The sequence below is a fragment of the Cobetia marina genome (assembly GCF_001720485.1).
GTDB lineage: Bacteria > Pseudomonadota > Gammaproteobacteria > Pseudomonadales > Halomonadaceae > Cobetia > Cobetia marina.
The window spans coordinates 3,792,494-3,806,218 of sequence record NZ_CP017114.1; the positions used below are offsets into that span (position 1 = coordinate 3,792,494).

10 protein-coding genes and 4 tRNA genes are annotated in these 13,725 nt (G+C 60.6%); 5 read left to right on the forward strand and 9 right to left on the reverse strand.

The genetic code is table 11. The features are described from left to right. Nucleotides 1-11: 11 nt before the first annotated feature. The 5 genes from BFX80_RS15915 to rnr form a co-directional block, all read right to left on the reverse strand. Nucleotides 12-866 (reverse strand): hypothetical protein, encoded by an 855-nt coding sequence (locus BFX80_RS15915; protein WP_084209830.1) that lies wholly within the window; start codon nucleotides 864-866, stop codon nucleotides 12-14. Between the two features lie 12 nt (nucleotides 867-878). Next, entirely contained in the window at nucleotides 879-1,106 is a 228-nt protein-coding gene (gene rpsR, locus BFX80_RS15920) for a 30S ribosomal protein S18 (RefSeq protein WP_024952281.1), read from the reverse strand. Between the two features lie 26 nt (nucleotides 1,107-1,132). Beyond that, nucleotides 1,133-1,513, reverse strand: coding sequence for a 30S ribosomal protein S6 (rpsF, locus tag BFX80_RS15925; RefSeq protein ID WP_065392636.1), 381 nt, complete (start codon nucleotides 1,511-1,513; stop codon nucleotides 1,133-1,135). Nucleotides 1,514-1,770: 257 nt separating this feature from the next. Beyond that, nucleotides 1,771-2,496 (reverse strand): 23S rRNA (guanosine(2251)-2'-O)-methyltransferase RlmB, encoded by a 726-nt coding sequence (gene rlmB / locus BFX80_RS15930; protein ID WP_240499762.1) that lies wholly within the window; start codon nucleotides 2,494-2,496, stop codon nucleotides 1,771-1,773. Between the two features lie 370 nt (nucleotides 2,497-2,866). Continuing rightward, nucleotides 2,867-5,584 carry a ribonuclease R gene (rnr, locus tag BFX80_RS15935; RefSeq protein WP_084209409.1) on the reverse strand — a complete coding sequence of 906 codons (2,718 nt, stop codon included), beginning with the start codon at nucleotides 5,582-5,584 and terminating at the stop codon, nucleotides 2,867-2,869. A 352-nt stretch (nucleotides 5,585-5,936) separates the two neighbouring features. Between rnr and BFX80_RS15940 the strand changes: the two genes are divergently transcribed. The 4 genes from BFX80_RS15940 (at nucleotide 5,937) to BFX80_RS15955 (ending at nucleotide 6,550) form a co-directional block, all read left to right on the forward strand. Further along, nucleotides 5,937-6,023: transfer RNA gene (locus tag BFX80_RS15940), tRNA-Leu, on the forward strand. Between the two features lie 124 nt (nucleotides 6,024-6,147). Next, a tRNA-Leu gene (locus BFX80_RS15945) sits at nucleotides 6,148-6,234 on the forward strand. A gap of 42 nt (nucleotides 6,235-6,276) precedes the next feature. Beyond that, nucleotides 6,277-6,363 (forward strand) — tRNA-Leu (locus tag BFX80_RS15950). A 100-nt stretch (nucleotides 6,364-6,463) separates the two neighbouring features. After that, a tRNA-Leu gene (locus tag BFX80_RS15955) sits at nucleotides 6,464-6,550 on the forward strand. 284 nt (nucleotides 6,551-6,834) lie between these two features. Here the strand turns inward: BFX80_RS15955 and BFX80_RS15965 are convergent. After that, complete coding sequence (locus BFX80_RS15965; RefSeq protein ID WP_240499612.1) at nucleotides 6,835-7,701, reverse strand: DNA/RNA non-specific endonuclease; 867 nt, start codon at nucleotides 7,699-7,701, stop codon at nucleotides 6,835-6,837. Between the two features lie 454 nt (nucleotides 7,702-8,155). On the opposite strand from BFX80_RS15965, the gene BFX80_RS15970 reads away from it, so the two are divergent. Continuing rightward, nucleotides 8,156-8,473: a high-potential iron-sulfur protein gene (locus BFX80_RS15970; RefSeq protein ID WP_077378804.1), complete on the forward strand. Its 318-nt coding sequence runs from the start codon at nucleotides 8,156-8,158 to the stop codon at nucleotides 8,471-8,473. Between the two features lie 93 nt (nucleotides 8,474-8,566). On the opposite strand, the gene BFX80_RS15975 is transcribed toward BFX80_RS15970, so the two are convergent. The 3 genes from BFX80_RS15975 to BFX80_RS15985 form a co-directional block, all read right to left on the reverse strand. Further along, nucleotides 8,567-10,141, reverse strand: a complete 1,575-nt coding sequence (locus BFX80_RS15975; protein ID WP_077378801.1) for a SpoVR family protein — start codon at nucleotides 10,139-10,141, stop codon at nucleotides 8,567-8,569. 46 nt (nucleotides 10,142-10,187) lie between these two features. Further along, complete coding sequence (locus BFX80_RS15980) at nucleotides 10,188-11,471, reverse strand: YeaH/YhbH family protein (RefSeq protein WP_084209411.1); 1,284 nt, start codon at nucleotides 11,469-11,471, stop codon at nucleotides 10,188-10,190. A 97-nt stretch (nucleotides 11,472-11,568) separates the two neighbouring features. Beyond that, complete coding sequence (locus BFX80_RS15985; protein ID WP_077378796.1) at nucleotides 11,569-13,491, reverse strand: PrkA family serine protein kinase; 1,923 nt, start codon at nucleotides 13,489-13,491, stop codon at nucleotides 11,569-11,571. Nucleotides 13,492-13,725 lie beyond the last annotated feature (234 nt).

The following is a 13,725-nucleotide window of genomic DNA, read 5'->3' on the forward strand; positions in this document are numbered from 1 at the left end:
TCGTAAACCTCTTATCGATGACTGCCAGCAAGACGTGCGCGAAGATCCGCAAAGACGTCAACAAGAGCCAGCAGCAGCAAAATCAGAATCGTGGGCCAGGTCGTCAGCAGCAGAAAGTAGACGCCGACCAACCATAACCCGCTCATCCCCTTTAACCCGATATAGCCATGCACCAGGGCAATGCCGGCCACGAACAACGGTATCCAGATCAGCAGGAGCACTGCAGGCACATCGAGGAAGACCCCGATGATGCCGCAGGCTGCCAGTATCAGGACTTCTCGCGGGCTCAGCCGGAAGGCATGAAACTCGTGACGAAATCCACCCGGATTGTAGAGCCCGGACTGCCAACTGCGCGCCAGGGCCAGACAGGCCGTGGCGGCCAGCAGGACCACCAACCCGGTAATACCGCCGATGACCAACCCTGCGAGCTGTTCAGTCGGCACACCTTGAGCGGCAAAGTCGCTCAAGCGTGCATCAAGCTCAGGGGCATTCTGACGAATGCTCTCAAGCAGTGGACCAGCCCCGCCTGGTGGCAGGAATATCCCGGACTGCACCATCATTGCCGCTGTCAGGCTGGCGCCAATCAGCGCCTCCCCCCATCGCATGCGAGCACGCAGCAGGGTTGCCATCAACGTGACCAGCAACACGGTCGCCAATGGCACCGGATCGCCTTGTGTCCACCACCAGCCTGCCGGAATGGCAGCGGCGATGAACACGGGTGCGGCTGGCGCAAGGCCACGCCGAAGCGTGACCAGCGCACTGATGGAGGCACTGAACCAGAAGAACCAGGGCAGAAGACCCGTCAGCAGTGCAATCGCGATGCACTGCAACGGTCCGCGCATGGCCCAACGTGCCAATGCCAGCATCATGGTGTCGCCTTACTGGTGGCTGTCGCTGTACGGCAGCAGTGCCAGGTAGCGCGCACGCTTGATGGCAGTCGCCAGCTGACGCTGATAACGCGCCTTGGTGCCGGTGATGCGGCTCGGGACGATCTTGCCGGTCTCGGTGATGTAAGACTTCAGGACTTCGATGTCCTTGTAGTCGATCTGCTTCACGCCTTCAGCGGTGAAGCGGCAGAACTTGCGACGACGGAAAAAACGTGCCATTGCAATGACCTCCTGGGGGTGCGGTATCAGTTAGCGTCTTGAGTTTCGGCTTCGTCACGCTTGTCTTCGCGACGCGGACGCTTCTCTTCAGCCGGCTTCATCATCGGAGACGGCTCGATGGCCGCTTCCTTTGCACGCACAACCAGGTTACGGATGACGGCGTCGTTGAAACGGAAGATGGTCTCGAGTTCCTCGACCACTTCACCGGTAGTTTCGACGTTCATCAGCACGTAGTGGGCCTTGTGGATCTTGTTGATCGGGTAGGCCAGGTGACGGCGACCCCAATCTTCCAGACGATGCACAGTACCGCCGGCTTCGGTCACGATGGAGGTGTAACGCTCGATCATGGCCGGAACCTGTTCGCTCTGGTCCGGGTGGACCATGAACACGATCTCGTAGTGACGCATGGCTTGGCTCCTTTCGGTTTGACAGCCTCCACGGCGCGTCTCGGGCCGGGAAGCAAGGAGTGGAGTGATTACTACGGTTGTGTCATTCGGGCTCGAAAGCCACGTACAACGCGCGCGGGCGAGGACAGGTGCCCCCATGCCGCGCATTCACTGCAGACTGCACTTCACAGAACCGCAGTATTGTAGAGAGGTGTCAAGGGCTTGGCAAGCGACACGTCGCGAGGCACGCCTCATGCCCTGACACCCCATTCTCGCTGTCAGCCGTTGCGGCGCTGACGAACGGCTTCAAACAGGCAGATACCGGCCGCGACCGAGACATTCAGACTCGAGACACTGCCCGCCATCGGCAGCTTGATCAGGCTGTCGCAGTGCTCGCGCGTCAGCCGACGCATGCCCTTGCCCTCAGCGCCCATCACGATGGCCACCGGCCCGGTGAAATCGGCCTCGAAGGCCATGGCCTCGGCTTCGCCAGCCGTACCCAGCACCCAGACACCGGCTTCCTTCATGGCATCCAGCGTGCGGACCAGGTTGGTGACCTGATAGACCGGCACCACTTCCGCTGCCCCACAGGCGACCTTGCGCACGGTCGCGTTCAGGGAGGCGGACTTGTCCTTGGGCACGATGACACCATGGGCACCGGCGGCATCGGCGCTGCGCAGACAGGCCCCGAGGTTGTGCGGATCCGTGACCGAATCCAGCACCAGAAACAGCGGCGCTTCCTCATGGGACCAGCCATCGAGGCGCAGCTTGAGGCCAGTCTCGTTCTCGGTGGCGAGCGGCGCGCACAGAGCGACCAGCCCCTGATGGGCACCACCGCCGGTGGACAGCGCATCCAGCTCCTCACGCGCCTTCAAGATGACGCGTGAACCGGCGGCACGCGCCTGCTCGACGATCTCGTTCAGACGCAGCTCGGCCTCGCCTGCCTGCACCCACAGCTCGCTCGGCGCGCGGCCGCGTGCCAGCAAGGCTTCCACGGCGTGCACACCATAGACGGCTTCCAGGCCACCGGGGATCTTCGGTGCGCCAGTGCGAGCGCCACCTCTGCGAGCCCCGCCACGTTCCTGGCGCTGAGCGCCACCACGCTCACCCCTTGAGTGCTCGCCTCGAGAGTGCTCACTTCGAGAATGGCTACCGCGCTCGCCGGCGGGCTTGCCGCGGCCGGGCTTGCGCCCCTTGTCCTGACTCATAGTGCCTTCCTGCCTGATGGCCCTGACAGGGCCCTGTCACTTGGACGGAAACTGAGCTGTCGCCATGGCGACAGCCATGAAATCCTGCGAACTCACGGCCGTGCAACGCATCAGCCCCGACCATGGCCGGGGCTGATGAATGCTGCGCGGTGAATCTTGCCGGCGGTCAGCTGCGGCCGTTGCCGCGACGCCCGCGAGAACGGGAGCCGCGCTTGCGCGACGGATCATCCTTGCCAGCGGCACCCATCGGCGCGACTGCCGCGAACGGACTGTCAGCAGATTCCGGACCGCTCGGCACCGCCGGGCGCGCCGCTGCCGGAGACTCAGGCGCAGACGGACGCTCATTACCGGTGGAGGGCTTGCGCTCGCCGCGACCGGAACGCTCATCACGCTCGCTGCGCGGCTTGCGGGCAGGACTCTCCTGCGCAGGCGTCTCGGACGCTCCGTCCGTACCGCCACCCTGGCCTTCCTGACTGACTTCTTCCGTCAGGGACTTGAGGCGCTCGCGCTCACGCTTGCCGGGGCGACCCTTGGGGGCAGATTCCTTGCCGGAGGCAGCACCGCTCTTGCCGCTTGCGGGCTTGTCAGCATCACGCTCGCTGCTGCGTGCCTTGCGCGGCTTGCGCTTGGGACGCGGCGTCGGGTCACTGAGCATGAAGTCGATCTTGCGCTCATCCATGTCGACGCGAGCCACCTGGACGGTGACGCCATCGCCGAGACCATAGCTGACGCCGGCACGCTCACCCTTGAGACGATGCTTCTCGGCCTCGTAGTGGTAGTAGTCGGACGGCAGCGAGGAGATGTGCAGCAGGCCTTCGACGTAGTAGGCATCCAGACGCACGAACAGGCCGAACTGGGTGACCGCCGCGACGGTACCCTCCAGCACTTCACCGACCTTGTCCTTCATGAACTCGCACTTGAGCCAGTCGTTGACGTCACGCGTCGCCTCATCGGCGCGGCGCTCGGTCATCGAGCAGTGCTCACCCAGCTCGAGCATCTGCTCGAAGGTGTACGGGCACCATTTGGTCGGACGCTCGGTCACGGCATCTTCGGCGCGCAGCACGGTGTCGGTCTTGCGCGGACCACGGATGACGGAACGGATCGCACGGTGCACCAGCAGATCGGGATAACGACGGATCGGCGAGGTGAAGTGGGCGTAGGCATCGTAGGCCAGACCGAAGTGACCTTCGTTCTGCGGCGAGTAGACCGCCTGGGTCATGCTGCGCAGCATCACGGTCTGGATGATGTCGAGGTCCGGGCGCTCGGCGATCGAGGCACGCAGTGCCTGGAAGTCCTTCGGCTGTGGCTCATCGCCACCTTCCAGCGTCAGGCCCAGCTCACCCAGGAAGGCGCGCAGGTTGTTAAGACGCTCAGGTGCCGGCTGCTTGTGGACACGATAGAGGGCCGGCAGATCGTGCAGATCCAGGAAGCGCGCCGTGGCGACGTTGGCCGCCAGCATGCATTCCTCGATCAGCTTGTGCGCGTCATTGCGCGTACGCGGCACGATCTGTTCGATCTTGCGCTCATCGTTGAACAGGATCTGCGTCTCGGTGGTCTCGAAGTCGATGGCACCACGCTTGTCGCGCGCCTTGCGCAGCACACCGTACAGCGCGTGCAGGTTGTGCAGCGACGGCAGCAGTTCGTTGTACTGCTGACACAGTGCCTGACCTTCTTCACTTTCCGGGTCCGTCAGCATGGTGCCGACCTTCTCGTAGGTCAGACGCGCATGGGAACGGATCACGGCTTCGAAGAAGCGATAGTCGAGCATCTCGCCATCGGCGGCGGAAATGGTCAGCTCACAGACCAGCGTCAGACGATCGACATGCGGGTTGAGCGAGCACAGACCATTGGAGAGCAGCTCCGGCAGCATCGGCACGACCTGACCCGGGAAATAGACCGAGTTGCCGCGCACGTAGCCTTCCTGATCCAGCGGACTGCCGCCACGCACGTAATGCGATACATCGGCGATGGCGACCAGCAGCTTCCAGTTGCCGTTGTCGTCCTGCCAGGCGCAGACGGCGTCATCGAAGTCCTTCGCGTCTTCGCCATCGATGGTGACCAGTGGCGTCTCGCGCAGGTCGATACGCCCCTTCTTGTCCTCTTCCAGCACTTCGGCGGAGATGGTCGAGATCTGGTCCTCGACTTCCGGCGGGAATTCGCTGGGGATGTCATGCGAGCGGATCGCGATGTCGATCTCCATGCCCGGGTCCATGCGCTCACCGAGCACCTCGACCACTTCCCCCACCGGCTGCACGCGTGTCGCGGGCTGCTGGGTAATGCGCACGGACACCACCTGACCGTCCTTGGCACCATTGGCCACACGGTTGGGGATGATCACTTCCTGCGCGATGCGCGAATTCTCCGGAATCAGTACCCCGAAGTCCGGCTCGGATTGGCGATAGATGCCGACGAGCGTCTGGGTATTGTGAGCCAGCACCTCGACGATGGTGACTTCATCACGACCACGGCGATCACGGCCGCTGACGCGCGCCAGCACCTGATCACCATGGAAGACGCGACGCATCTGGCGCGGCGGCACGGCAAGATCCGGCTTGACGCCATCTTCGCGCGCCAGGAAACCGAAACCATCGCGATGGCCGACGATGCGGCCACGAATCAGGTCCAGCTTGTCGATCAGTGCATAGGCACCACGACGGTTGCGCAGCACCTGGCCATCACGCTCCATGGCATTGAGGCGACGGCGCACGGCTTCCTGCTGCTCGTCGTCCTCGAAACCGAGCATGCGGCTCATGTTCTCGTGGGTAATGGGCTTGCCATACTCTTCCAGCTTGTCGAGAAGATACTCGCGACTGGGGATGGGCTTGTCGTACTTATGGGCTTCGCGTTCCGCGTGCGGGTCGTCGCTGAGCGTCCATTGGGTCATTAATCAGGATTCCTTGACGATGAATTCGAGACGGGCAGCGGGCGCGGCACGGAATGACTGGTTGTCTCTCATGCGCGCATTATAGCCCCTACCATTGGGCCGACCCAACCATTCCCCAACCTTCCGACTCCCGGAAGCTCGTCAGAGTGATGCAGGAGGCCTCATTTCATGGCTTTCTTCCATGGCTTTGCCAAGCGCTTGTTTTTCCATCGGGTCTTCCAAAGCTTGCACCATCTCGAAGTTCCGGCCAGCAAGGCAGACGACCGAAATGCGTCATGCAGCCCCTGACGCCACAAATAAAACAGAAACCTCTTGCATTCCCTCAGAAGATCCGTATTATTCGGCACCACTTGCCCAGATGGCGGAATTGGTAGACGCGCTAGCTTCAGGTGCTAGTGTCCGTATGGACGTGGAGGTTCAAGTCCTCTTCTGGGCACCAATTTCAGGTTTCATGTTGACGTGACACACGTTAGGATGGATACCGGAAAACGGGTAAAGCATTCAAGTTTCAACAACTTGGACTGCTGATCCGGGTCCTTGGACCAAAACGAGTTCTGATGTCTGCCCAGGTGGCGGAATTGGTAGACGCGCTAGCTTCAGGTGCTAGTATCCGTAAGGATGTGGAGGTTCAAGTCCTCTCCTGGGCACCACGGATGTCAGACTCACGATGAACGACCCCTGTATCGCGCTTCGCCCAGATGGCGGAATTGGTAGACGCGCTAGCTTCAGGTGCTAGTATCCGTAAGGATGTGGAGGTTCAAGTCCTCTTCTGGGCACCACGATGCGCATTCGAACAGGGAACATGGTATCCACTACCAAGGATTTCATGGTCGTTCCGCTGCAAGGCTCTGCTCTTGAGACTTCAGCACACAACTTGATGCCCAGATGGCGGAATTGGTAGACGCGCTAGCTTCAGGTGCTAGTGTCCGTATGGACGTGGAGGTTCAAGTCCTCTTCTGGGCACCATCAAGTTGTCATCCGATGTACTTTCTCGCAGCGCCCGCTGCTCACATCGCGATACTCTCCCCCTGCTATCAGCTTCATTGCTTTATCCAGACCTGCAGCGCCCTGCGTTGTCTTTCGCGTGCTCCCAGAAACACAGATCCCCCCCGACGCCTGCTGACTTGTCCACACCCGCTTCCACTGCCTGGCCTGTGGATGGATTTCCTGCGACTGCGCGACGAATATCCCCGGACGCATCCTTCTGCACGACCCATTGCCTCCCCTGCGCCATCAGAGTCATCAGACACTCAATAGCGTGACGGGATGCGGCTGAAACTCTCGACCTGCCATCCATCACGACGTACCGAGGCTTCCAGGCGCTGCTCGATATCGTCCGGCAACTCATGGAAGAAATCGAAACCGGTGAGAGATTCGATTCTATCGATGCTGACCAGAAAGCGATCCAATGGCTCATCCCCTCTTACCTGCTGAGGAAAGAGAAACGCCAGGGCGCGAGGCGCCTGCCGAGCAGTGCCGGGCGAGACGATGATCTTGTAGAAACCATCCGGAATCTCGATCAGATTCGGCAGACGCTCGATCTCTCCCGTGAAGACCGGACCTGCGGTGATCCACAGCGCCTCTTCCCGCGGCAGAATCCTGTCCATGATGGCCGCCTCGAGTCGCTGCCACAGCTTGCGATTGAGCGCCGGTGTCTGTGGAGAGATATTGGTCATGCGAAACGTCTGATGCTGGGCCTTGACCCCGTAGGTCTTGCCGATGGCGTAGTTGGGCGCCAGGTGTCCGCGGTCGTAGCCACTGTTGCGATAGCTGTCCGGTGTGACGGGCCATAGCGAGCGCCAGTCGCGCTCGAACTCGTCAGGACGCTCCCCCAGCCGCGACCCCTGGGTATTCTCGAGACGCCATGTCACCCATAACGGATTGGCGCGCAGATCCGACCACCCCACCAGGTAGGCATCGCTGCGCAAGCCACGCGCCAGCGTCTTCCAGTCAAGTTCACGTGCCTCTGGCACTCCCTGCCAGGCGTAGAACTGCTGGTAATCACGCTCCTGCCACCACCACAGCCCACCTCCCACTAGCGCGAATGCCACGCTGACGCCAAACCCTCGCCACAGCTTGCGACCGGCCGAGCGAATATCATCCATCACATCCAGCATCCCGCCATTTCCTTCTTGTCGTTGCCATTGCCTCGGCAAGGCATGCGCTCGTCATTCCGTCACGACCCGCAAGCCGCAGCAACTTCATTCACGTTCTACCGTAGCATTCCATCATGCCAGAGTTCCGTTCGCGAGGCTGACGGCCGCCCCAACTCAAGCCACAATAAGCAGGCAGCACTTGCTTCATGCACCATCAGCGAGCAGATATCCACGAGGGGGATCATCCCGACGGCGGATACCGCAGAATCTGACCGCATGATCAGTATCTGGCATGCCACCTGCATCTTCCCGTACCAGGATGCTTGCGACCAGCCGCGCCACACAGAGCGCTCATCAAGACGCCCGTGGCACGAGTGACACTGCAACGATCGACATGAAAGCGCCTCCTGACAGGCGAGCCGTGACCGCAGCACATCCCACCGGCTGTGCTCCAACGATGAGAAGGAATCTGACCATGGCTGATCAAAGCCGTCGTAACTTCATGCGCAACAGCCTGCTGGGGCTTGCCGCCCTGCCATTGGGTGCTGCCGTGCTCTCGCCGCGCGCCCTTGCCGCCGACCTGCCCCCACTGGATACCGACAACCCGCAGGCAAAGGCGCTCCACTATGTGGAAGATGCCAGCGAAGCCAGTGATCACCCCGCCTTCAAGCCCGGCTCCGACTGCACCAACTGCATGTTCTACAAGCCGGAGAACAAGGGCTGTCAGCTATTCCCCAGCAATAGCGTGGCACCCGAAGGCTGGTGCCAGTCCTGGACCAAGCGCCCGGCATGATACCGGCGGCGCCTCGGACCTGATACGAGAAGACCGCCTCGGGAGCCAATCCCGAGGCGGTCTTTTTCATGGCTGTATTACCGGGACCAGACGTCAGCTCGCAGTGGAGCCGGAAGCATCCTCCGGCAACGGCCATTGGTAGCGGCGCGCGATCTCATCCTGCTCCAATGATTCGAGATGCACCGGGAACCCCCACAACTGGTGCAGATAGCGCATCACGGGATAGACGCTGCGTGACAGCGGGCGACGATCATCCTGGACATGGCGCAGCGTCAGCGAGCGATCTCCCCGGATATTCGCGGCCCACACCTGGATGTTCGGCTCGCGATGGCTGAGCGCATATTGCACCGACAGCGCCTCTCGAATGCGCTTGTAGCCTCGACTATCGTGAATGGCATCGATGAGAAGATGCTCATCACTGTCGTCATCCACCAGCGAGAACAGCTTGAGATCACGGATCACCTTGGGCGACAGGAACTGCTGGATGAAGGACTCGTCCTTGAAGTTGCGCATTGCGAAATGCACCGTCTCCAACCAGTCACTGCCGGCGATGTCGGGGAACCACTCACGGTCCTCGTCGTCAGGATTCTCGCAGATGCGCTTGATGTCCATGAACATCGCGAAGCCCAGCGCATAGGGGTTGATGCCATTGTAATGCGGGTGATCGAAGCCCGGCTGCTGCACCACCGAGGTGTGCGACTGCAGGAACTCGAGAATCACCCCCTCGCCGATCAGCTGCTCATCATAGAGTTGATTCATGATGGTGTAGTGCCAGAAGCATGCCCAGCCTTCGTTCATTACCTGGGTCTGGCGCTGCGGGTAGAAGTATTGCGCCAGCTTGCGCACGATACGCACCAGCTCCCGCTGCCAGGGCTCCAGCAACGGTGCATTCTTCTCGATGAAGTAGAGCAGGTTCTCCTGAGGCTCCGGCGGGTAGCGACCACGACGATGCAGACCCAGTGGGTCGTTGACCTCATCGATCAACTCATCCTCCTCCTCGGCCTGCGGAATGGTGGTCCACAGCGCATTCACCTGAGCCTGCAGATAGGCCTCACGCTCCTGCTGACGTTGGATCTCCTCTTCCGGCGAGATGGGCGAGGGACGCTTGTAGCGATCGACGCCATAATTCTGGAGCGCATGACAGGCGTCCAGCAGCTGCTCGACCGCATCGACACCATGGCGCTCCTCGCATTCGGACACGTACTTACGGGCGAAGACGAGGTAATCGATGATCGCCGAGGCATCCGTCCAGGCACGAAACAGGTAATTGCCCTTGAAGAAGCTGTTGTGGCCATAACAGGCATGCGCCATGACCAGAATCTGCATCATCAGGGTGTTCTCTTCCATGAGATAGGCGATGCAGGGATCGGAATTGATCACCAGCTCATAGGCCAGTCCCATCTGTCCGCGCCGATAGGCCTGCTCCACCGAGAGAAACTGCTTGCCGAACGACCAATGGTGATAGCCCACCGGCATGCCGATGCTGGCATAGGCATCCATCATCTGTTCGGAAGTGATGACTTCAATCTGATTGGGGTAGATATCCAGCCGATACTGCGCAGCGATACGCGCGATCTCGTGCTCGAAATGCTCCAGAAGCTCGAAGGTCCAATCGGAGCCACTGGCCGGTTGCTGATTTTCCAGTCGATTATCACGTCTCTGGCTCATGGGGCCTCCCGGCCCGGCAGATGGCCGGGCGCGTCACATGATGCGATCAGGCGCTGATGCGGCGCTTGAACAGCTCTCGAAATACCGGGTAGATATCGCCCGCCTCGACAATCTGCTGCATGGCGAAGCGATCCGGAAATTCGGCTTCGACTCGCTCATATTCTTCCCACAATGCCTGGTGCGCATGCGGGGTGATCTCCACGTAGGCGTAATATTGCAGACGCGGCATCAGCTTCTTTATCATCAGCTCGCGACAATTGGTGGAATCGTCATCCCAGTTGTCACCATCGGATGCCTGAGCCACGTAGAGATTCCATTCACCCGCCGGATAGCGGGATTCGATCACTTCATCCAGCAAGGTCAGAGCACTGGAGACGATGGTGCCGCCGGTCTCTCGGGAGTAGAAGAACTCTTCCTCATCCACCTCCTTGGCGGCGGTGTGGTGGCGAATGAACACCAGCTCGACCTTCTCGTAGTTGCGCTCCAGAAACAGATAGAGCAACAGGAAGAAGCGCTTGCCGATATCCTTGTGCGCCTGTGTCATCGACCCCGAGACATCCATCACGCAGAACATCACTGCCTTGTTGGACGGCATCGGCTGGTTGATGAGGTGGTTGTAGCGCAGATCATAGGTATCGAGAAACGGCACCGCCTTGAGGCGCGCTTCGAGACGCTCGATTTCCGCCTTGAGTTCGGCAATGCGCACCTTGTTGCGCAGCACCGGATCCTTGCGCTCCTCAAGCTCAAGCGCGTCAGTGGCCTCCTTCAGCGCCCGCTTGATGGGGGATCGCATGGCGATACGCCGCGCCTGGGCTGAACGCATCGAGCGCACGATATTGATCCTGGCGGGAGTGCCATCGCGAGCGATACCCGCCCGCACCGGACGTACTTCATCCATGTCCGCGATCTGCTTGCGCTCCAGATGCGGAAGCTCCAGACCATCGAACACGAATTCGAGAAACTCCTCGCGCGACAGGGTGAAGGCAAAATCATCCTCGCCCTCGCCCTGGTTGGAGGCCTGACCTTCTCCGCTGCCGCCGCCACCGCCGCCGCCACTCGGGCGGCGCATGCGATCACCTTCCACGAACTCCTTGTTGCCCGGGTTGATGACACGCCGCTTGCCGCCCTGGCCATGCTGGAAGACCGGCTCCGAGATATCGCGAGTCGGAATGGAGACTTCCTCGCCACGCTCCATGTCGGTGATGGAGCGCCGATTGACGGCATCCTCCACCGCCCGTTTGATATGGCTGCGGTAGCGCCTGATGAAGCGCTGGCGATTCACCGCACTCTTGTTGCGCGCATTGCTGCGTCGATCAATGAAGTAACTCATTCGCCCTCCTTGCCGGCCTCGCGTTCAGCGAAAGACCGGATGGCAAGTGCCGGCGGCAATCACGCCCGCCGGCAGGCCTGTCGTCAGTCGGCAGGGCTTACTGCGACTTGCGCACTCGCAGATACCACTCGGACAGCAGACGCACCTGCTTCTCGGTATATCCGCGATCCACCATGCGCGCCACGAAATCCTCATGCTTGCGCTGATCCGATGCCGATGCCTTGGCATTGAAGGAGATGACCGGCAGCAACTCTTCGGTATTGGCGAACATCTTCTTCTCGATCACCGCACGCAGCTTCTCGTAGGACTGCCAGCCCGGATTCATCCCGTTGTTCTGCGCGCGAGCGCGCAGCACGAAGTTGACCACTTCATGACGGAAGTCCTTGGGATTGGAGATGCCCGCCGGCTTCTCGATCTTCTCCAGCTCCTCATTGAGCGACTGACGATTGAGCAGCTCGCCAGTCTCGGGGTCACGGTATTCCTGGTCCTGAATCCAGAAATCAGCGTAGGTCACGTAACGATCGAAGATGTTCTGGCCATACTCGGAGTAGGACTCGAGATAGGCGGTCTGGATCTCCTTGCCGATGAAATCGACATAACGTGGGGCCAGATACTCCTTGATGAAGCGCAGGTAACGCTCGTGGGTCTCCTTGGGCAGCTGCTCCTGCTCGAGGCGCTGCTCCAGCACATAGAGCAGGTGCACCGGGTTGGCAGCCACCTCGCTGGCATCGAAGTTGAAGACCTTGGAGAGGATCTTGAAGGCAAAGCGCGTGGACAGACCATCCATGCCCTCATCGACCCCCGCACTGTCACGGTACTCCTGGATCGACTTGGCGCGAGGGTCGGTATCTTTGAGGTTCTCGCCATCGTAGATGCGCATCTTGGAATAGATACTGGAGTTCTCAGGTTCCTGCAGGCGCGACAGCACGATGAACTGGGACAGCATGCGCAAGGTGTCTGGCGCACAGGGCGCATGATTGAGCGACGAGTGCTCCAGCAGCTTGGCGTAGATCTTCACCTCCTCCGAGGCTCGCAGGCAGTAGGGCACCTTGACAATGAACACGCGGTCCAGGAAGGCCTCATTGTTGCGATTGTTGCGGAAGGCCTGCCACTCGCTCTCATTGGAGTGCGCCAGCACCACGCCATCGAAGGGAATCGCCCCCATGCCTTCGGTCGGGTTGTAGTTGCCTTCCTGAGTCGCGGTCAGCAGCGGGTGAAGCACCTTGATCGGTGCCTTGAACATCTCGACGAATTCCATCAATCCCTGGTTGGCCTTGCACAGCCCGCCGGAGAAGCTGTAGGCATCCGGATCATCCTGGGCATAGAGCTCGAGCTGACGGATATCGACCTTGCCGACCAGCGCGGAAATGTCCTGATTGTTGTCATCGCCCGGCTCCGTCTTGGAGATGGCGATCTGGTTCAGGCGGGATGGGTAGAGCTTGACGACACGGAACTGACTGAGATCTCCGCCATATTCCTTGAGACGCTTGGCCGCCCAGGGCGACATGGCGCTGCGCATGCAGCGGCGCGGGATGCCATATTCCTTCTCGAGCACCTCGCCATCCTCTTCCAGCGAGAACAGCCCCAGCGGCGACTCGTATACCGGTGATCCCTTGATGGCATAGAAGGGAATCTGCTCCATCAACAGCTTGAGTCGTTCGGCCAGCGATGACTTGCCGCCGCCGACTGGCCCCAGCAGATAGAGAATCTGCTTGCGCTCCTCAAGCCCCTGAGCCGCATGACGGAAGTAGGACACGATCTGCTCGATGGCCTCCTCCATGCCATAGAACTCGGCGAAGCTGGGGTAGCGTCGAATCAGCTTGTTGGAAAAAATCCGGGAAAGACTGGGATCCTTGGCGGTATCGATGACCTCCGGCTCACCGATGGCCGCCAGCATTCTCTCGGCAGCGCTGGCGTAGGCAGAACGATCCTGCCGACATAACTCCAGGTACTCCTGGAGACTCATCTCTTCTTGCTGGACCCGCTCGTAGCGGCTCTGCACGTGATCGAAGATGCTCATGGAAGCCTCCTTGTCGCGACTCGGGGTCGCTGGGACCATCGCCGGGGCCACTCCTGTACGATGACAGTGGTACCAGGTCACTTGATGCCCCGCGCTGCTGGCGCTCAGGTGACTGCCTCGGCGTGTTTATCAGCATAGATCGATATAGGTAGCGAGTGTCCAATACATGGACCCACTGCATTCAACGAACTTTCGCCACCCGAATGGACAACCTCGTCCCTGCATGACAAGCGC

Excerpts from the sequence above, each read along its gene's own strand:
- rpsF (WP_065392636.1), bottom strand. The coding sequence starts at position 1,513 with ATGCGTCACTACGAGATCGTGTTCATGGTCCACCCGGACCAGAGCGAA.
- rpsR (WP_024952281.1), bottom strand. The coding sequence starts at position 1,106 with ATGGCACGTTTTTTCCGTCGTCGCAAGTTCTGCCGCTTCACCGCTGAA.
- BFX80_RS15915 (WP_084209830.1), bottom strand. The coding sequence starts at position 866 with ATGCTGGCATTGGCACGTTGGGCCATGCGCGGACCGTTGCAGTGCATC.
- BFX80_RS15985 (WP_077378796.1), bottom strand. The coding sequence starts at position 13,491 with ATGAGCATCTTCGATCACGTGCAGAGCCGCTACGAGCGGGTCCAGCAA.
- rnr (WP_084209409.1), bottom strand. The coding sequence starts at position 5,584 with ATGACCCAATGGACGCTCAGCGACGACCCGCACGCGGAACGCGAAGCC.
- BFX80_RS15970 (WP_077378804.1), top strand. The coding sequence starts at position 8,156 with ATGGCTGATCAAAGCCGTCGTAACTTCATGCGCAACAGCCTGCTGGGG.
- BFX80_RS15980 (WP_084209411.1), bottom strand. The coding sequence starts at position 11,471 with ATGAGTTACTTCATTGATCGACGCAGCAATGCGCGCAACAAGAGTGCG.
- BFX80_RS15965 (WP_240499612.1), bottom strand. The coding sequence starts at position 7,701 with ATGCTGGATGTGATGGATGATATTCGCTCGGCCGGTCGCAAGCTGTGG.
- BFX80_RS15975 (WP_077378801.1), bottom strand. The coding sequence starts at position 10,141 with ATGAGCCAGAGACGTGATAATCGACTGGAAAATCAGCAACCGGCCAGT.